The organism is Actinomycetospora sp. NBRC 106378, from assembly GCF_030269685.1.
Lineage (GTDB): Bacteria > Actinomycetota > Actinomycetes > Mycobacteriales > Pseudonocardiaceae > Actinomycetospora.
This window is the reverse complement of sequence record NZ_BSTT01000011.1, coordinates 51,744-69,344: the sequence shown is the minus strand read 5'-3', so window position 1 is coordinate 69,344 and position 17,601 is coordinate 51,744. Positions and strand designations below refer to the sequence as shown.

At 74.3% G+C, this 17,601-nt stretch carries 15 protein-coding genes; 11 read left to right on the top strand and 4 right to left on the bottom strand.

The features are described 5' to 3' along the window. Window positions 1-30 precede the first annotated feature (30 nt). Entirely contained in the window at window positions 31-3,807 is a 3,777-nt protein-coding gene (locus tag QSK00_RS22000) for an ABC transporter ATP-binding protein (protein ID WP_502872069.1), read from the bottom strand. A 221-nt stretch (window positions 3,808-4,028) separates the two neighbouring features. Here QSK00_RS22000 and QSK00_RS21995 point away from each other — a divergent pair, with 221 nt between their 5' ends. Together QSK00_RS21995 and QSK00_RS21990 are read left to right on the top strand one after the other, a co-directional pair. Next, the gene (locus tag QSK00_RS21995; protein WP_285594110.1) at window positions 4,029-4,619 is read left to right on the top strand and encodes a cysteine dioxygenase; all 591 of its coding nucleotides are present in this window, start codon (window positions 4,029-4,031) and stop codon (window positions 4,617-4,619) included. Then, a complete protein-coding gene (locus QSK00_RS21990; RefSeq protein WP_285594108.1) occupies window positions 4,616-5,026 on the top strand; it encodes a rhodanese-like domain-containing protein in 411 nt (136 codons plus the stop codon). Before QSK00_RS21995 ends, QSK00_RS21990 begins: the two co-directional genes overlap by 4 nt. A gap of 80 nt (window positions 5,027-5,106) precedes the next feature. Here QSK00_RS21990 and QSK00_RS21985 read toward each other — a convergent pair whose 3' ends face one another. Further along, on the bottom strand, window positions 5,107-6,513 hold the full coding sequence (locus QSK00_RS21985) for an FAD-dependent oxidoreductase (RefSeq protein WP_285594105.1): 1,407 nt from the start codon (window positions 6,511-6,513) through the stop codon (window positions 5,107-5,109). A 53-nt stretch (window positions 6,514-6,566) separates the two neighbouring features. On the opposite strand from QSK00_RS21985, the gene QSK00_RS21980 reads away from it, so the two are divergent. After that, window positions 6,567-7,169: a TetR/AcrR family transcriptional regulator gene (locus QSK00_RS21980; protein WP_285594103.1), complete on the top strand. Its 603-nt coding sequence runs from the start codon at window positions 6,567-6,569 to the stop codon at window positions 7,167-7,169. Between the two features lie 60 nt (window positions 7,170-7,229). Here the strand turns inward: QSK00_RS21980 and QSK00_RS21975 are convergent, their stop codons facing one another. Then, complete coding sequence (locus tag QSK00_RS21975) at window positions 7,230-9,557, bottom strand: thiamine pyrophosphate-binding protein (RefSeq protein WP_285594100.1); 2,328 nt, start codon at window positions 9,555-9,557, stop codon at window positions 7,230-7,232. A gap of 98 nt (window positions 9,558-9,655) precedes the next feature. On the opposite strand from QSK00_RS21975, the gene QSK00_RS21970 reads away from it, so the two are divergent. The 8 genes from QSK00_RS21970 to QSK00_RS21935 all read left to right on the top strand — a co-directional run bounded on the left by QSK00_RS21970 (window position 9,656) and on the right by QSK00_RS21935 (window position 17,085). Then, entirely contained in the window at window positions 9,656-10,108 is a 453-nt protein-coding gene (locus tag QSK00_RS21970; protein ID WP_018335091.1) for an Lrp/AsnC family transcriptional regulator, read from the top strand. An 8-nt stretch (window positions 10,109-10,116) separates the two neighbouring features. After that, window positions 10,117-11,748 carry an acyl--CoA ligase family protein gene (locus QSK00_RS21965; RefSeq protein WP_285594098.1) on the top strand — a complete coding sequence of 544 codons (1,632 nt, stop codon included), beginning with the start codon at window positions 10,117-10,119 and terminating at the stop codon, window positions 11,746-11,748. A 130-nt stretch (window positions 11,749-11,878) separates the two neighbouring features. Further along, on the top strand, window positions 11,879-12,430 hold the full coding sequence (locus QSK00_RS21960; protein ID WP_285594097.1) for a hypothetical protein: 552 nt from the start codon (window positions 11,879-11,881) through the stop codon (window positions 12,428-12,430). Between the two features lie 59 nt (window positions 12,431-12,489). After that, window positions 12,490-12,999: a hypothetical protein gene (locus QSK00_RS21955; protein WP_285594096.1), complete on the top strand. Its 510-nt coding sequence runs from the start codon at window positions 12,490-12,492 to the stop codon at window positions 12,997-12,999. A 61-nt stretch (window positions 13,000-13,060) separates the two neighbouring features. Beyond that, window positions 13,061-14,413 carry an MFS transporter gene (locus tag QSK00_RS21950; protein ID WP_285594094.1) on the top strand — a complete coding sequence of 451 codons (1,353 nt, stop codon included), beginning with the start codon at window positions 13,061-13,063 and terminating at the stop codon, window positions 14,411-14,413. Between the two features lie 80 nt (window positions 14,414-14,493). Continuing rightward, window positions 14,494-15,117: a nucleoside/nucleotide kinase family protein gene (locus QSK00_RS21945; protein ID WP_285594093.1), complete on the top strand. Its 624-nt coding sequence runs from the start codon at window positions 14,494-14,496 to the stop codon at window positions 15,115-15,117. A 70-nt stretch (window positions 15,118-15,187) separates the two neighbouring features. Continuing rightward, a complete protein-coding gene (locus QSK00_RS21940) occupies window positions 15,188-15,772 on the top strand; it encodes a hypothetical protein (RefSeq protein ID WP_285594092.1) in 585 nt (194 codons plus the stop codon). 62 nt (window positions 15,773-15,834) lie between these two features. Then, window positions 15,835-17,085, top strand: a complete 1,251-nt coding sequence (locus tag QSK00_RS21935) for a CoA transferase (RefSeq protein WP_285594090.1) — start codon at window positions 15,835-15,837, stop codon at window positions 17,083-17,085. Here QSK00_RS21935 and QSK00_RS30435 read toward each other — a convergent pair. Further along, window positions 17,076-17,555 (bottom strand): hypothetical protein, encoded by a 480-nt coding sequence (locus QSK00_RS30435; RefSeq protein ID WP_352231162.1) that lies wholly within the window; start codon window positions 17,553-17,555, stop codon window positions 17,076-17,078. The two genes, QSK00_RS21935 and QSK00_RS30435, sit on opposite strands and share 10 nt — an antisense overlap. Window positions 17,556-17,601: the final 46 nt, after the last annotated feature.

The window sequence follows — 17,601 nt, the reverse complement described above, 5'->3', positions numbered from 1 at the left end:
CCATGACGGGGTCGTGGCGTCGAGGGGGTGTCACGACCCCGTTCCCACCTCCACGGTGTCGCGCTCGACGATCTCCTCCCCGTCGTCCGCCGTGGCGGCCCCGGTGCGCCAGAGGAGCGCGTACCGGCCGTCGAGGTCGAGCAGCTCGTCGTGGCTGCCCTCCTCGACGATCCGCCCGTCGTGCAGCACCACGATGTGGTCGGCCCGCGCCGCGGTGGCGAGGCGGTGGGCGACCACGAACGTCGTGCGACGGGCGGCCACCCGGTCGCCCGCGGCGAGCACGGCGGACTCGGTGGCCGGGTCGAGGGCCGCGGTCGCCTCGTCGAGCAGCAGGAGCGCCGGGTCGACCAGCTCGGCGCGCGCGAGGGCCACGAGCTGACGCTGACCGGCCGACAGCCCGCCGCCGCGCTCGCCGACCGGCTGGCGGAATCCGGCGGGCAGCGACGCGACCACGTCGAGGGCCCCGACCCGCCGGGCGGCCTCCTCGATCTCGGCGGGCGTGGCGTCGGGGCGCCCGTAGGCGATGTTGGACGCCACGTCGCCCACGAACAGGTGGGCCTCCTGCGGCACGACGCCCAGCCGGCGGCGCAGCCCGGCGAGGTCGTAGTCGCGGACGTCGACGCCGTCGACGAGCACCGCGCCCCGGGTCGCGTCGTAGAAGCGGGCGACGAGCTTCACCACGGTCGACTTGCCGGCGCCGGTCGCCCCCACCAGGGCCACGGTGCGCCCGGCGGGCACGCGCAGCGACACGTCGCGCAGCGCCGGCGCGTCGGAGCCGGCGTAGGAGAACCCGACGTCGCGCAGCTCCACCTCGCCGCGCAGCTCGCCCACCGGCACCGGGTCGACCGCCGCGGGCACCGTCGTCGGCGTGCGCAGGAGCTCGGAGATGCGGGTGAGGCCCACCCGCGCCTGCTGGTAGCCGTCGAAGACCTGCGAGAGCTGCTGCACCGGGCCGAAGAACATCGCCAGGTAGAGCAGGAACGCCACGAGCACACCCGACGACAGGTCGCCCCCGGCGACCCGGGCCGCACCGACCCCGAGCACGGCGGCCTGGGCGACGTCGGAGAGGAGGTTGGCGCCCGGGAAGTAGGTGGCGATGAGACGTTGGGCGCGCAGCCGGGCGCGGCGGTAGGCGTCGGAGTGGTCGGCGAAGTGGGCGGCCGAGCGCTCCTCGTGGGTGTGGGCCTGGGCGACCCGCAGCCCGGCCACGTTCTCCTGCAGGTCGGCGTTCACGACGCTGACCCGTTCCCGCGCCTCGGCGTAGGCCACCGACGACAGGCGCCGGAAGACGAACGTCGCGACGATCAGGACCGGCATCACCGAGAGCGCGACGAGGGCGAGCTCGACGTCGGTGAGCAGCAGCGCGGTCGCGACGCCGACGACGGTCAGGAGCGCCACGACGGCCTGGGCGAGCCCGGTCTGCAGGAACGACGACAGGGCGTCGACGTCCGTGGTCATCCGCGTCATGATCCGGCCGCCGAGCTCGCGCTCGTAGAAGTCGAGGCCGAGCCGCTGCAGGTGGGCGAAGCTGCGCACGCGCAGCAGGTAGAGCCGGCTCTCGCCGACGCGCGCGGTGAGCACCGTCTGGAACCAGACCACCACCCAGTCGACGAGCACCACCGCGAGCCCGATGCCGACCGCGAGGGCGAGGACCGACGGCGCCCGGCCGTTGATCCCGCCGTCGACCGCCACCCGGGCGAGCGTGGGGAACGCCAGGGTGGCCAGGGCGTCGAGCGCGACCAGGGCGATGACACCCCCGAGCGCCCACCGGACGGGCCGCAGGAGCCGCCCGAGGCGGAACCCGGGGTCGGGCGCCGCCGGGTCCTCGCCGTAGAGCTCCGGGCGCTCGTCGGCGGCCGGGAGCTTCGCGAGCGCGCTCTCCATCTCCTCCGACGCGACGCTCCCGTCGAGACCCGCGCTCACGCCGCGGTCGCCGGGCGGCGCGTCCGCGCCGTCGGTCCGCGGACCGGCGGGCCAGAGCCCGGGCGTGACCCCGTCGGGGCCCGGCAGGTCCGGCTCCGGGCGGCGGACCGCCTCGTCGATCCGCTCCCCGGGGCCGGCCAGGAGAGCCGTGAACAGCGCGCACCGCTCGGTGAGCTCGGCGGCCGTGCCGACGTCGACCACCCGGCCGGCGTCGAGCACCGCGATCCGGTCGGCGAGCGCGAGGGTGGAGCGGCGGTGGGCGATGACCAGCGTGGTGCGCGTCGCGGTGACCGCGCGCAGCGTCTCGCCGATCGCCGCCTCGGTCGCCGCGTCGACGGCGCTCGTGGCGTCGTCGAGGACGAGGACCCGGGGGTCGTAGAGCAGGGCCCGGGCGAGCGCGATGCGCTGGCGCTGGCCGCCGGAGAGCGTGAGCCCGCGTTCGCCGACCCGGGTGTCGTAGCCGTCGGGCAGCTCGGAGACGAAGCCGTCGGCCTGGGCGGCGCGGGCGGCGGCGCGCACCTGCTCGTCGGTGGCGTCGGGACAGCCGTAGGCGATGTTGGCGCGGACCGTGTCGGAGAAGAGGAAGGCCTCCTCGAACACCACGCCGACCGTGCGCCGCAGCGAGGTGAGCGACAGGTCCCGGACGTCGGCGCCGCCGACCCGGACCGCACCCTGCTGGACGTCGTAGAAACGGGGGATGAGCAGCGCGATCGTCGACTTGCCCGAGCCCGCCGTCCCGATCACCGCGAGGGTCTCGCCCGGTTCGACGCGCAGCGACAGCCCGTCGAGCACCGGCTCCGAGCGCGCGTAGCCGAAGCGGACGTCGTCGAGCTCGAGCGGCACCGGCCCGGCGGGGACCGGCACCCGGCCGGGGGCCTCGGCGTCGGCGACGATGTCGGGCTGCGAGTCGATCAGCTCGTACACGCGCTCGACCCCGGACCGGGCGAGCTGCCCGACGACGACGAGCCCGGCGACCATGCGCGCGGGCCCGATGAGCGCGGCGATGTAGGTGGTGAAGGCGAGGAACACGCCGACGGTGATCTGCCCGGTCAGCGCGAGCCCGCCGCCGAGGGCGAACACCACGAGCTGGCCGACCGTGGGCAGCGCGGCGAGCGTGGGGGTCAGGCGCGCGGTGAGACGGGCGGCCCGCAGCCGGTCGCCGTACAGCTCGCCCGCGAGCCGGGCCAGCCGTGCGGTCTCCCGCTCCTCCTGCCCGAAGCCCTTGACCACCCGGACCCCGGTGACCGTCTCCTCGACGCCCTGCGCGACCTCTGCGGCGCGCTGCTGCGCGGCCCAGGTGGCGGGGTAGAGCTTCCGGCGCATCACGGTGGTGAAGGCGAGCGCCACCGGCAGCGTCACCAGGGCGACCAGCGTGAGCAGCGGGGACAGGAACAGCATGATCACCACGGACACGACGACCTGCGCGAGCGTGCCCACCGAGTACGGCACCATCCCGAGCAGGCCCTGGACCTGCTGCAGGTCGGAGTTGGCGCGGGAGACCACCTGCCCGGTGCGCAGGGCGTCCTGGCGGGGCCCGTCGAGGCGCGAGATCGACCCGAACACCCGCCGGCGCAGGTCGTGCTGCACCGACAGCGAGAGCCGTCCGCCGAGGTAGCGCCGCAGGAAGGCCATGCCGAACTTGACGACCGCGAGCGCGACGACGGCCCCGACGATGAGCCCGAGCCCCTCGGTGGAGCCCCGGACCGCCCGGTCGACCGCCACGGCGGTGAGCAGCGGGCCGACCGACTCCAGGCTCACCCCCAGCACCGACGCGCCCACCGACGCGACGGTCAGCCCGCGGTGGCGCCAGCAGTCACGCGCGAGACGGGCCACCCATCCGGTGGTCCCGTCGCTGGGTCTCTCGGAGTCCGGCACGAGAACCAGGCTAGGTGGGGGGTCCGACACCCTGCCCGTCGGAGATCGTGGTAACAATGTCACGTGCAGCTCCGCGTCCGCATCGACCCGTTCTGGGTCAGCCGTCGCGCGCACATGTTCGACCAGTTCTGTCGCTGACGAACGCCCTCCGTTCCCCGCGCGCGGCCGTGTGCCCCGGGGAGCGTCTCCCGCGGTCGAGCCCCCGGCCGCGCACCCCGTGAGGCCTCGTCATGACCGCAGTCCTGCCTGCCCCGTCCTTCCTGCCCCGCACCCTCCACGGCGACCGTCGCCGCTGGCACGACGGCCCCACCCCGGTGAGCCTCGCGGACCTCACCTCGCTGACCCGCCAGGTCGCCGCCGAGGTCGTGGCCGGCCACCACGCCGTCGAGATCGACGCGGCGAACCGCTGGTCGCGGCGCCTGCACGCCGACCCGCACCTCGACGTCTGGCTGATCAGCTGGGCCACCGAGCAGGCCGCGGAGCTCCACGACCACGGCGGCTCGATCGGTGCCCTCACCGTGGTCAGCGGTGAGCTCACCGAGTGGCGCTGGAGCGCCGGGCAGGCCGACGACCACCTCGCCACCGCGGAGGAGATCGCCTCGCGCGGTCCCGGGCTGCGCCGCCGGGTCCTGACGGCGGGTTCCGGCGCGGCCTTCCCGTTGGGGCACGTCCACGACGTGTCGAACCGGCGCACCGAGGCCGCCGTCAGCGTGCACGCGTACTCGCCGCCGCTCTCGGCGATGTCCTACTACGGCGTGGAGCGCGGCACCCTCACCCGGACGCGCTCCGAGCTCGTCGAACCGGGAGCATCACCCGAGTGACCACGATCGCCGACGTCCTCGCGGCCGCCCGCGCCCGGCTGACCCGTCTGGAGGCGGCCGAGGCCGCCCGCGTGGTGGCCGAGGGCGGGAAGCTCGTCGACATCCGCCCGGGCTGGCAGCGGGTCGCGGAGGGTGAGGTGCCCGGCGCCGTCGTCATCGAGCGCAACCACCTGGAGTGGCGTCTCGACCCGACGTCGGAGGCCCGGATTCCCGAGGCCACCGACCACGACGTCGCCTGGGTCGTCCTGTGCTCGGAGGGCTACACGTCCTCCCTGGCCGCCGCGGCCCTGCAGGACCTCGGCCTCCACCGGGCCACCGATGTCGTCGGCGGGTTCCGCGCCTGGCAGGAAGCCGGTCTCCCGAGCGCCCCCGGGACCGGCGAGCCCCCGGACTACGCCCGGTCCTGACGACGGGTCGCCCTCCCGCGGTGACGATGGCGATCTGCTCCCGCCGGGTGCGTGCAGCGCGCCGTCGTCGGGCGCGTCGATCACCGCTCCGGGTCCGCCGATGCGACGACCCCGTCCGGGCGGACCAGCATCGCCCGCGGGCCGCGGACGACCGTCGTGCGCTCGTCCGACGCCGGGCCGTCGGCCGTCACCACGCGCGTCCACCGGCCGTCCCGCGCGACCTCGGCGAGCCGACGGCCGTCGTCGAGCACCGTCTCGGGCGCCAGCCGACCGACCAGCGGGTCGTCGCCCGGCTGCGCGATCGGGGCGTGCACCTCGGGGCCGGCGAGCAGCCGGGCGGCGGCGGTCGCCCCGGGACGGGTGGCCAGCGCGTCGCCCACGAACCGGCGCAGCGCGATCGTCTTCGGGTCCGGCCGCATGAGGGCGACCTGTGCCCGGGTCAGCTCGAGGACCGCGGCGGCGGCGGGACGGCGCTCGGCGTCGTAGGTGTCCAGCAGTGACTCGGGCTCCCGCCCGCGGACGACGGCCGCGAGCTTCCAGCCCAGGTTCATCGCGTCGGAGAGGCCGAGCCCGAGGCCCTGGCCGCCGAACGGCGGGTGCACGTGCGCGGCGTCGCCGGCGAGGAGCACCCGGCCGTGCCGGTAGGCGTCGACCTGCCGCGTGTTGTCGGTCCACCGGGTCGCGCTGTGCACGGCGGTGACGCGGGCCCGGGTGCCCGACACGTGCTGCAGCGACTTCTCCAGCTCCTCGGCCGTGACGGGCGCGTCGCGGTCGGCGGGCGGGCCGTCGAACTCCACGGTGAGGATGCGGCCGGGCTGCGGACCGACGCACCACACGCCGTGCGGGCCGTGCTGCCAGCCGGACTCCAGGTCGTCGGCGTCCGCGAGGTCGACCAGCGCCTGCCGTCCGGTGATCTCGGGGTCGGTGCCGGGGAACCCGACGCCGACCGCGCGCCGGACGACGCTGCGCCCGCCGTCGGCGCCCACCACCCAGGAGGCCGTCCACTCCCCGCGGTCGGTCGCGACGGTGACCCCCGAGGCCGACTCGACCACACCCGTCGTCGTGAGCCCGCGGTGGACCGGCACGCCGAGGGCGGTCGCGTGGTCGAGCAGGATCGCCTCCAGTTCGTGCTGGGGGATCGCGAGGAGCATCGGGACCGGGCCGTGCCCGGCGTCGGGGAGGTCCATGAGGTCGAGCCGGAGCGGGATCCCGGCCAGGTGCCCCGCGAACCTCGGCCCGGGTCCCGTCGTCGGACGCACGAAGCCGGCCATGAACCGCTGCTGGACCTCCAGCCCGCGCTCGAGCAGGCCGCGACGGTCGAGCGCGTGCACGGCGGTCGCGACGACGGAGCCCGCCTTGATCGTGCGGTCGGGCTCGGTGTGCCGTTCGAGGACGGCGACGTCGACGCCGGCCAGCGCGAGCTCGGCAGCCGTGAGCAGCCCGACGGGTCCGCCGCCGACGACGAGGACCTCGTGCGTAGTTGTCATGGACCTGAAATTAGGCTCGACCTAACGATAGGTCAAGCCGATAGGCTGACGGCGTGACCCAGGGCCTCCGGGAGCGGAAGAAGCAGGCGACGCGCGCACACATCGCGGCCGTCGCGACGCAGCTGTTCATCGAGCAGGGCTTCGAGGCGACGACGATCGCGCAGATCGCGGAGCGGGCCGAGGTCGCGAAGATGACGGTGACGAACTACTTCCCGCTCAAGGAGGACCTGTTCTTCGACCGGGCGCCGGAGATCGTCGCCCTGCTCGCGGAGGTCGTCTCCCGGCGCACGGCGGGGACGACGCCGGCGGAGGCGGTGCGCGAGGCCTACCTGGAGGGGCTCGACGCCCGGTGGCCGCCGCTCGGCTTCGGCAGCGCGGACTTCGTGGACGCGATCGCGGCGAGCCCCGCGCTGCAGGCCCGCGGCCGGTCGATGCTCGCCGACCAGGAGGCGGCTCTCGCGGCGGTCCTCGTCGCGGAGGCGCAGGAGGCCGATCCCGACGACGACGGGCTCGACGCCCGCCTCGAGGCGACCCGGCTCGCCGGGATCGTGCGCGTGCTCGTGGCCGAGCTGGTCGGCCGGGTGATCGCCGGCGAGCCCGAGGAGGCGGTCGTCGAGCGGGTGCGGCGAGCCGCCCGGGAGCACCTCGGTCCCTGACGACGGCGACCTGCTCCCACCCGATGCGAGCAGGGCGCCACCATCGGGTCGGCGTCGGGCTCAGAGGCGCGAAGCGCACCGGACGATCGCGTCCGCGTCGATGTCGTGCAGGGCGTGCGCCGAGGCGAGGTCGGAGGACTGCCCGAAGCCGCTGACGCCCAGGTGCTCGGCGCGCACCCCGTGCACGCCCGCGAGGAACGCGAGGGTGTGCGGGTGTCCGTCGAGCACCGTGATCAGCGGTGCCGCCCGGTCGACCGGGAAGCAGGCGTCGAGGATCCAGCTCGGGTCGCCGGTGTCGGAGCGCCGCGCCCGCACCGCCCGGAACAGCCGGTCCGCGCTGGTCACGACCACGACGTCGGCGGGGACCCCGAGGGTCCCCAGCCGGTCGGCGGCCGCCAGCGCGTTCGGCACGGTCGGTCCCATCGCCGCGATCGTCACCCGCGGCGCCTCCGGGGAACGCCGCAGCACGTACCCGCCCGCGACGACCTGCCGCCGCCGCTCCTCGCGCGCGGCCGGGTCCTCCGGCACCGCCGCGAGCGACTGGTCGACCGGCGCCGTCGAGAGCCGCAGGTACGACGACGACCCGTCGGGGCGCCCGAGGCGGGACAGCCCGTCGAGCAGGCACCACGTCACCTCGATCGCGAACGCCGGCTCGAACGCCACGCAGCCCGGCTGCTCCAGCCCGATCGACGGCGTGGTGATCGACTGGTGGGCGCCGCCCTCCGGGGCCAGCGAGACCCCGCTCGGCGTCCCGACCAGGATCGACTGCCCGCCCGCGTACATCCCGAACGACCACGGCTCCAGCGCCCGCGAGACGAACGGGTCGTAGAGCACCCCGATCGGCAGCAGCGGCTCGCCGTAGCGCGACCACGTCGCGCCGAGCTCGCCGAGGAGCCCCACGAGGTTCGTCTCGGCGATCCCCAGCTCGATGTGCTGACCGGTGGGCCGCTCGCGCCAGTGCAGGATCGTCTCGGCGTCGTCGTCGAACCAGTCGCGCCGCTCCGAGGCCGCCCACGACCCGACCTTGTTCAGCCAGCCGCCCAGGTTGGTCGACGACGCCACGTCCGGCGAGCACGTGACCACCCGCCGCGCGGCGTCCGGAGCGGAGCGCGTCAGGTCGAGCAGGGCCCGGCCGAGGGCCTGCTGCGTGTTGCCCGTTCCCGACGGCGGGCGTCCCAGGTCGGTGGGGACCCGCACCGCGGGAGGGGTGCCGACGGCAGGTCGCTCGAGCCGGGCGGCGACCGCGCCGCAGAGCTCGGCGGCCGCGCTGCCGCGGGGCAGCGGCGCCCACGGCTCGTCGAGGTCGGCGCCGACCCGGGCGGCGAGCTCGCGCATCTGCGGCTCGGACAGCAGCGAGGAGTGGTTCTGCGGGTGGCCCTGGGTCGCGAGCCCGTAGCCCTTCACGGTGTAGGCGAAGATCACGGTGGGGCGGGTGTCGTCGATGCGGGCGTAGGCGTCGAGCAGGGCGCCGAGGTCGTGGCCGCCGAGGTTGCGGATGGCGGCGTGGACGCCGTCGTCGTCGATCGTGGCCAGCAGCGCGGCGAGCCGGTCCCCGTCGTCAGGAAGGCCCTGGGGGAGCCGTTCCCGCAGCTGGGCGGGGGTGCAGCGCAGGAGGCGCTGGTACTCCGGGTTGGTCATCGTGTCGATGCGCCGGCGCAGCGCGTCCCCGCCCTCGCGCGCGAACAGCTCCGTCAGGACCCGTCCGTACTTGACCGTGAGGACCTGCCAGCCGGCCGCCTCGAACAGGCCCTGCAGGCGGGTGGCTGAGATGTCGGGGACGACGCGGTCGAGCGACTGGCGGTTGAAGTCGACGATCCAGGTGATCTCGCCGAGCTCGCGGACCATGGGATCGAGGACGGCCTCCCAGACGGCGCCCTCGTCGAGCTCCGCGTCGCCGACCAGCGAGAACTGCCGGCCGGTGCCCGCCCGTCCGCCGACCCCCTCGGCGTAGCGCCGGGCGATCGCGCCCCAGATCGGGGCCGTCGCGCCGATGCCGACGGAGCCGGTGGAGTAGTCGACGGGTTCGGGGTCCTTCGAGCGCGACGGGTAGGACTGCAGCCCGCCCTGCTCCCGCAGCGTCGTCAGGAAGCGCTCGTCGAGGCGCCCCAGCAGGTGGTTGATCGCGTGCAGGACGGGCGAGGCGTGCGGCTTGACCGAGACGCGGTCCTCGGCGCGCAGGGCGCCGAACCACAGCGACGTCATGATCGAGACGATCGACGCGGACGACGCCTGGTGGCCGCCGACCTTGAGCCCGCCCGGGTTCGGGCGCACGCGGTTGGCGTGGTCGACGATCGCGGTCGCGAGCCAGAGCACGCGGCGCTCCACGTCGGCGAGGGCCTCCAGCGCGGGGGTGGAGGCCGTCGTGGGCTCGGAGACGCGCACGGTCATGCCGGACATCTCACCGACCCCGCGCACGAGAGACAAGCGGAAGGCCCGTGGCGTGCAAAGGTCGACGCGCTCCGCCTCGTGCGGCGAAGATTCGTTGCGTGGACGAACCCCGGGTCGCTGACGTCGACGACACCGATCACCGCCTCCTGGCGCTGCTGCGCGAGGACGGGCGCCGGACGTTCTCGGACATGGCGCCGCGCCTCGGGCTGTCCGTGGCCGCCGTGAAACGCCGGGTCGACCGGCTGCGCGAGACCGGCGTGATCACCGGGTTCACCGTGCAGGTCGACGCGACCCGGCTGGGCTGGGGCGTGGAGGCGTTCACCGAGGTGCGCTACGCGGGGAGCACGCCCGTCGGCGACATCGTGTCGACCGCGTCGACGGTGCCCGAGGTGCAGGCGGTCTACACGATCGCCGGCGACCCCGACGCGCTGGTCCAGGTGCGTGCCCGCGACCTCGCCGACCTGCAGCGGGTGATCGACCGGTTACGCCGCGCAGGAACGATCACGGGCACGAAGACACTGATGGTGCTGGGGCGCTGGACGCGGGCATGATGCGGTCCGTGGCTGCCGAGACCTGGATCACCGAACTGACGCCGCTGTCGTTCCTGCGCCGCTCGGCGGGGGTCTACCCGGACAAGACGGCGATCGTCCACGGGGCGTCGCGCTGGACCTACGCGGAGTTCGCGCGCGACGCGCAGCGACTGGCCCGTGCCCTGCGGGCCTCGGGGGTGCAGCCCGGCGACCGGGTGGCCTGCCTGCTGCCGAACGTGCCCGCGATGCTGCACGCGCACTTCGGGGTGCCGCTGGCGGGCGCGATCCTCGTCGCGGTGAACACGCGGCTCTCGGCCGAGGAGGTCCGCTACATCCTCGACCACTCGGGCGCGACGATGCTGATCGTCGACTCGGAGCTGCTCGCCGCGGTGGACCCGATCCGGGAGTCGCTGGAGACGGTCCGCGAGATCGTCGTGCACACCGATCCCGAGGGTCCGGGGGGTGGGCCCGACGGATACGCCGACCTGCTCGCGCGCGGCGACGAGGGCGACGACCTGTCGTGGGACGTCGTCGACGAGCGCTCGACGATCACGATCAACTACACCTCGGGCACCACCGGCAGGCCCAAGGGCGTGCAGTACCACCACCGCGGGGCGTACCTGAACTCGTTCGGCGAGATCGTGCACAGCTACCACGACCCGGCGAGCGTCTACCTCTGGACGCTGCCCATGTTCCACTGCAACGGCTGGTGCACCCCCTGGGCGATCACCGCGATCGGCGGCACCCACGTCTGCCTGCGCGAGGTCCGCGGCGACGTGATCTGGGGCCTCATCGGCGAGCACCGGGTCACCCACCTCAACGGCGCTCCGACGGTCGTCACGACGATCATGAACGCGGCCGAGGCGCGCAAGCTCGACTACCAGCTCGTCGTGACGACCGCGGGTGCGCCGCCCAGCCCGACGACGATCCTCGAGATGGAGCGCCTCGGGTTCCGGGTGGTGCACGTCTACGGGCTCACCGAGGTCTACGGCCCGTACACGGTGTGCCAGTGGCAGGACGACTGGGCCACCCTGGACCCGACCGAACGCGCCCGGCTGCAGGCCCGCCAGGGCGTCGCGATGGTGCAGGCCGACCCGGTGCGCGTCGTGGAGGTGCTCGACGAGGACGTCACCGACTGGGCGTCGGTGCAGCTCGTCGACGTCTCGGCCGACGGCGCGACGATGGGCGAGATCGTCATGCGCGGCAACAACGTCATGAGCGGCTACTACCGCGACGACGAGGCGACGGCGAAGGCGTTCGCGGGCGGCTGGTACCACTCGGGCGACCTCGGCGTGATGCACCCCGACGGCTACGTCGAACTCCGCGACCGCGCGAAGGACGTGATCATCTCCGGCGGCGAGAACATCTCGACCGTCGAGGTCGAGCAGGCCGTGCTCTCCCACCCCGCCGTGCTCGAGGCCGCGGTCGTCGGCGTGCCGGACGAGCGGTGGGGCGAGCGCCCGAAGGCCTTCATCACCCTGCGGAGCGGGCAGACGGTCGAGCCGGACGACGTCGTCGAGCACGTCAAGACGCAGATCGCCCGCTACAAGGCGCCGCGCGAGGTCGAGGTGATCGAGGAACTGCCCAAGACCTCGACCGGCAAGATCCAGAAGTTCGAGCTGCGCGCCAAGGAGTGGGGCGGGCAGGAGCGGAAGATCTGAGGTGCTCCGCAGGTGAGCACTTCTCCGTGCCGGAGCACGGAAAAGTGCTCACAGGGCGTGAGCCACCCTGATGCGGGGAACGCACTTCCGACCGTGCACCATGCACACGACGAGATCGGGAGCGAGCACCGTGAGCGAGCAGTACGAGGCCGTCGTCGACAACGACACGAGCCCCCTCGACGACGAGCCGTCGGTCGTGCTCGACGAGGACCGCATCGGGACCGACCCGCTCGAGGACGGGATGGACACCGCGGAGGACTACAGCCGCGACGTCAAGCTCGGTGGGGACGACAACGACCCGGAGCGCGACTCCATCGCCTACCGCCTCCCGCAGGAGGAGCCCGACGTCACCGAGGGCATCGAGGAGCCCCCGGGCCGCCCGATCGCGGCGACCCCGGCGATGGACCTCGACGAGTCGGTGGACGACCCGGAGAACGCCGTCGACGGCGTGGGCGACGTCGGCACCTCCGGCGCCCCGGTCGCCGACCCTCTCGACCCCGACGGCGCCGTCGAGGCGCAGCTCGACGGCGAGGTCCAGGTCGGGCTCTCCTCCGCCGCCGACGCCGCCGAGGGGACCGGGCTGCCGGCCGACGACCGCATCGGCGAGGTCGCCGCGGTGGAGAACGAGTGGCCGACCGAGGGCGCCGAGCAGCAGGCGCTGCACGTGGACCAGGAGAGCTGAGACCGCTGGAGCTCCCCGCCGCCCTCCGCGACCGCCGCCTCCTCACCGGGGCGGCGGCGGTGGTGCTGGTCCTCGTGGTGTTCGCCGCCGGGGCCCTGGTGGGCGGCTGGCGGCCGTTCTCCTCGCAGCCCGACGTCTACACGTTCGGCCCGGGCGGCGATCTGGCGGCGTTCACGCTCTTCGACGGGCAGTGCGCGGTGGGGCGGCTGGGCGACGGCGAGGGCTACACCGACGCCTCCAACGCGCCGTGCGGGGACGCCCACGACGTCGAGGTCGTCGGCACCGGGACGCCGCTGAACTCCAGTCGCGAGGTCACCTACCCGGGTGCCGCGGCGTTCGCGGAGTACGGGCGGGCGTTCTGCGCGATGGTCGTGGCGTCGGGGCAGGTGGCGCCGTCGTCGGGCGGGGTGGAGAAGTCGGCGCTGCGGGTGGCGGCGGTGGTGCCGGCGCAGTCGGTGTTCGACGAGCCGAACGGCACGGCCTCGGGCTCCTCCGGCGGCCGTCTGGTCTCGTGCGTGATCAGCCGGGCGGACGGTCAGAAGCTGACGGATCGCTTCTCCGTCATCTGATTCTTCCGCTGTGTGAAGTTTCCGTTGCTTCGTATGGGTGTGACGCGCACCATGCTGCGGCATGGCCGATGCAGCAGCAGCTTCGCTGAACGATCCCGTCGCCCGCCGACGGCTCAAGCGCCGAGCCGTCGTCGCGAGCACCGTCGGCACCACCATCGAGTGGTACGACTTCTTCCTCTACAACACCGCCGCGGCCCTCGTCTTCGGACCGTTGTTCTTCAACAACTCGTCCTCCGGCGGCGTCCTGCTCGCGTTCTCCACGCAGTTCGTCGGGTTCGCCGCCCGGCCCCTCGGGGCGGCGATCTTCGGGCACTACGGCGACCGCATCGGTCGCAAGTACTCGCTCGTCGCGACCCTGCTGATCATGGGCGGGGCGACGGTGCTCATCGGCCTGCTGCCCACCTACGACACCATCGGTGTGTGGGCGCCCGTCCTGCTCACGCTCCTGCGAGTGCTGCAGGGCATCGGCGTCGGCGGTGAGTGGGGCGGCTCCGTGCTCATGGCGATGGAGTGGGGCCACCGGCGCCAGCGCGGCCTGATGGCGGCCTGGCCGCAGGCGGGCGTGCCGATCGGGCTCGCCCTCGGCACCTTCGTGGTGTGGGCCTTCGCCGGCCCGGACTTCCTCGACGGCGGGTGGCGCTGGCCGTTCCTCGCCTCGATCGTCCTGATCGCGATCGGGTTGTTCGTCCGGCTGACGGTCCTGGAGTCGCCCGCGTTCGCCGCGGTCCGCTCGAGCGGGCAGGTGGCGAAGCTGCCGCTGGTGGACACGTTCAGGTACCAGTGGCGCGACGTGCTGAAGGCGCTGTTCGTGCGCACCGCCGAGCAGGCGCCGTTCTACCTGTTCACCTCGTTCGTGCTGGTCTACGGCACGCAGCAGCTGAAGCTGGCGCGGGCGGACCTGCTGCTCTACCTCATCGTCGCGGCCCTGATCGGCATCGTCTCCGTGCCGTTCTTCGGCTGGCTCTCCGACGTGCTCGGCCGGCGGCTGGTCTACGGCGCGGGCGTGGTGCTCACCGGGCTCTACGCCTTCCCCTACTTCGCGCTGCTGGACACGCGCGTCGGGGGACTGGTGATCCTGGGGATGATCCTGGGCCTGGTCTTCCACGACATGATGTACGGCCCGCAGGCGGCGCTGATCTCCGAGTCGTTCGGCACCGGCGTCCGCTACACCGGCGCCGGCCTGGGCTACCAGCTCGCGTCGATCACCGCGGGCGGCCCGGCGCCGCTGATCGCGACCGCCGTGCTGGCCTCGACCGGCGGGACGTTCTGGATCTCGATGTACATCATCGCCTGCGCCGTGGTGTCGCTCATCGCGCTCGCCACGATGCACCCGCGCCCGCCGGACGAGTTCGACGAGCACTCCGAGGAGGACGCGGCGATGCCCGTGGCCGAGGGGGAGGGGGCGAAGGCCTGAGCCCGGGCGTCCGCCGTGTGCCACCGCTGACACCCGGCGTCAGCAGGTCGCCACGCCCGCGGGGTGGGATCCTGGGCGCGATGTCGATCGCTCCCCTCACCCCGGACGCCCTGCTCGACCGGCTCGCCGAGGCCGTGCACGCACGCAGGCCCGACGACGGGTCGGTGCGGGTGCTGCTCGACGGGGCGGCCGCGGCGCGGCCGGACCGGTGGGCCGACGGGCTCGTCGACCGGCTGCAGCGCTTGTCGCGGCCGGTCCTGCGGGTGTCGGCGTGGGACTTCCTGCGCCCGGCGTCGGTGCGGCTCGAACGCGGCCGCACCGATCCGGACGCCTTCTACGACGACTGGCTCGACGCCGGGGCCCTCGTGCGCGAGGTGCTGGCGCCGGCCGCCGTCGGGAAGCCGCTCCTGCCGCGGTTGTGGGACGTGGCGACCGACCGGGCCATCCGCGCCGAGCGGGTGCCGCTCGGGGCCGGCGGCGTGGTGATCGTCGACGGGCCGCTGCTGCTCGGGCGCGGGCTGCCGGCCGAGCTCGAGGTGCACGTGGCGATGTCGTCGGCGGCCCTCGCGAGGCGGACCCCCGACGACGAGGCGTGGACGCTCGCCGCCTACGCGCGCTACGACGAGGAGGTCGCGCCGCAGGACCTGGTGCCGTTCGTGATCCTGGCCGATCATCCGGACCGCCCGGCCCTGAAGACGCCCTGAGCCCCCGCCCCCGTGGCAGGAAAGCGTCGTTGCTTGCATCCAGTGGCAGGAAGGCCACATCGTCGTCGGCGTGCAGATCGCGTTCACCTTCACCCGCCTGGCCGTGATCGTGCGGCGGTGGTTCGAGATCGGGCCCGACGCGACGATGGAGCACGGGACCCGCGTGGAGTTGCGGCTGCTGGTGCCGCAGCCGCACCGGGGCACCGAGTCGGCCGCGCAACCGATGGTGGTCGACGACGCGGTGTGGCGCGCGGACCTGTTCGACCGGCTCGACCGCCCGCCCGGCTCCTTCTCGGCGGCACACCACCACCCGACGTTCGACGGGGTCGAGCCCTCCGACCGGGTCTGGTCCGACGCCCTGACCGCCGACCCGTGGGGGTGGCTCGCCGCGCAGCTCTCCGACGTCGGGTCCCTGCTGGACGTGGCGGGGTACGACCCCGCACTCGCCGACGACGACGCCGACGACCTCCGCGAGCAGGTGCCGCACATCGTCGCGACGGCCCGTCGGTTCGGCCCCGAGGACCCGCTGTCGCGCGACGAGGACTTCCGCCTCACCCGCGACGCCGCCGAGCGGGTCCGCCGCATGCTCGACCTGATCGACACGCCCGACCCGGAGGTCCGGGAGTACCTGCGCCCGTGGCTGGAGCAGGCCTGACGGCTCCGTGTCAGGACGTCGTTGCTTGCATCCAGTGGCAGGAAAGCCACATCGTCGCCCTCATGTGGGATGCGGCCCAGCACGACCTCTGGCGTCACCTCGACACCGACCTCCCCGCCCCGGAGCCGCGCTGGACCGGCCCGTCCACCGGCCTCGCCTGCCCGCTGCCGGTCGAGGCGCTCGCCCTCGGGGCCGTCGCCGCTGCAGCCGGTGCCGCCGGACACCGCGCACCGGAGATCGACCCGGCGCGCGTCGGCAGCTCGTTCCGCGCCGACCAGCTGCTGCGTGTCGACGCCACGACGCCGGGCGGCTTCGCCCCGCTCTCCGGCTTCTGGCCCGCCGCGGACGGCTGGGTCCGCACCCACGCGAACTACCCCCACCACCGCGCCCGGCTCCTCGCCGCGCTGGGCGTTCCCGACGACGGGCTCGCCGCGGCCATCGCCGCGCGGCCGGCCCACGAGGTGGAGGAGCTCGTCGTCGGGAACGGCGGGATCGCGGTGGCCGTCCGGGACCGTCCGACCTGGGCGGCGACCGACCAGGGCCGGGCCGTGGCGGCCGAGCCGCTGGTGGCCGTGCAGCGCGCGGAGAGACCGGGACCTGACGTCGTCGATCCGCGCGTGCTGGACCTGACCCGGGTGATCGCGGGGCCCGTGGCGACCCGGACGCTGGCGCTGACCGGCGCCGACGTGCTGCGCGTCGACCCGCCGTCGATGCCCGAACTGCCGGCGCAGCACGTCGACACCGGGCTCGGGAAGCGGACGACGGTCCTCGACGCGGCGGACCCGAGGCTCCGCGAACTGGCCGACACCGCCGACGTCGTCGTGACCGGATACCGGCCCGGAGCGCTCGCACGGTTCGGGCTCGCGCCGGCGGACCTGCTCGCGCGGCGGCCGGAGCTCGTCGTCGTGACGCTCGACGCGTGGGGCTGGACCGGGCCGTGGGCGGGTCGGCGCGGGTTCGACTCGATCGTCCAGGCCGCGTCCGGGATCGCCGTCGCCTGCGGGACCGGCGAGCGGCCGGGCGCCCTGCCCGCGCAGGCGCTCGACCACGCGACCGGCTACCTCGCCGCGGCGTCCGCGCTGCTCGGGCTCGCGGAGCGGTCGACGCGGGGCGGGTCGATCCGGTCGTTGTCGCTGGCCCGCACGGCGGAGTGGTTGTGGGCGCACCCGGAGCTGGTCACCGACGCGCCGCCGGTCGAACCCGTGCGCCAGACGCTCGGCACCGTGGAGGTCCCACCCCCGGTGTTCGGCGGGACGTGGGCGGCGCCGGCGCACGAGCTCGGCAGCGACCCGGCCGTGTGGCGTCAGGTGTAGAGCTCGGGCCGCAGCTCGTCGACCTTCACGAGCAGCCCGTCGGGCGTGGTGAGCCGCAGTTGGCGCCCGAACGCCTCGTCGGTCGGGTCGACGCCGAGCCGCCCGGCGAGGCCGTCGAGGTCGTCGGTCTGGAAGTTCAGCTCGACGGTGCCCTCGTCCTGCTCCGGGTTCGGCGGGTGCGCGAGCAGCCCGAGGCGCGAGCCGCCGAGCTCCAGCAACACCCAGTCCCCGTCCCGGCTGCCGTGCACCACGGTGGCGCCGAGCTGCTCGTAGAACGTCACCGACGCGGCCATGTCCTCGACGTGCACCATCGGCCGGACCTCCACCCCTTCCCGACGGCGGAGGCGGTCGCGCAGGGCCTCCGCGACCAGATCCGACAGGGACAGCTGGACGTCGACGGCGTGGTGCTTCACCGCGCGCACGAGGTCGCGGGGGAGCGTCACGTTGAACTGCTGGCGGTCGTCCGGCATCGCCTGAACCTAGACACCTAGGTCTTAAGATCGCCGGTGTCGAGCG

What these genes read in the sequence shown, in the direction of transcription:
- QSK00_RS30435 (WP_352231162.1), bottom strand. Translation starts at nt 17,555, where the DNA reads ATGCCGGACGACCGCCAGCAGTTCAACGTGACGCTCCCCCGCGACCTC.
- QSK00_RS21945 (WP_285594093.1), top strand. Translation starts at nt 14,494, where the DNA reads ATGTCGATCGCTCCCCTCACCCCGGACGCCCTGCTCGACCGGCTCGCC.
- QSK00_RS21995 (WP_285594110.1), top strand. Translation starts at nt 4,029, where the DNA reads ATGACCGCAGTCCTGCCTGCCCCGTCCTTCCTGCCCCGCACCCTCCAC.
- QSK00_RS21985 (WP_285594105.1), bottom strand. Translation starts at nt 6,513, where the DNA reads ATGACAACTACGCACGAGGTCCTCGTCGTCGGCGGCGGACCCGTCGGG.
- QSK00_RS21975 (WP_285594100.1), bottom strand. Translation starts at nt 9,557, where the DNA reads ATGACCGTGCGCGTCTCCGAGCCCACGACGGCCTCCACCCCCGCGCTG.
- QSK00_RS21950 (WP_285594094.1), top strand. Translation starts at nt 13,061, where the DNA reads ATGGCCGATGCAGCAGCAGCTTCGCTGAACGATCCCGTCGCCCGCCGA.
- QSK00_RS21935 (WP_285594090.1), top strand. Translation starts at nt 15,835, where the DNA reads ATGTGGGATGCGGCCCAGCACGACCTCTGGCGTCACCTCGACACCGAC.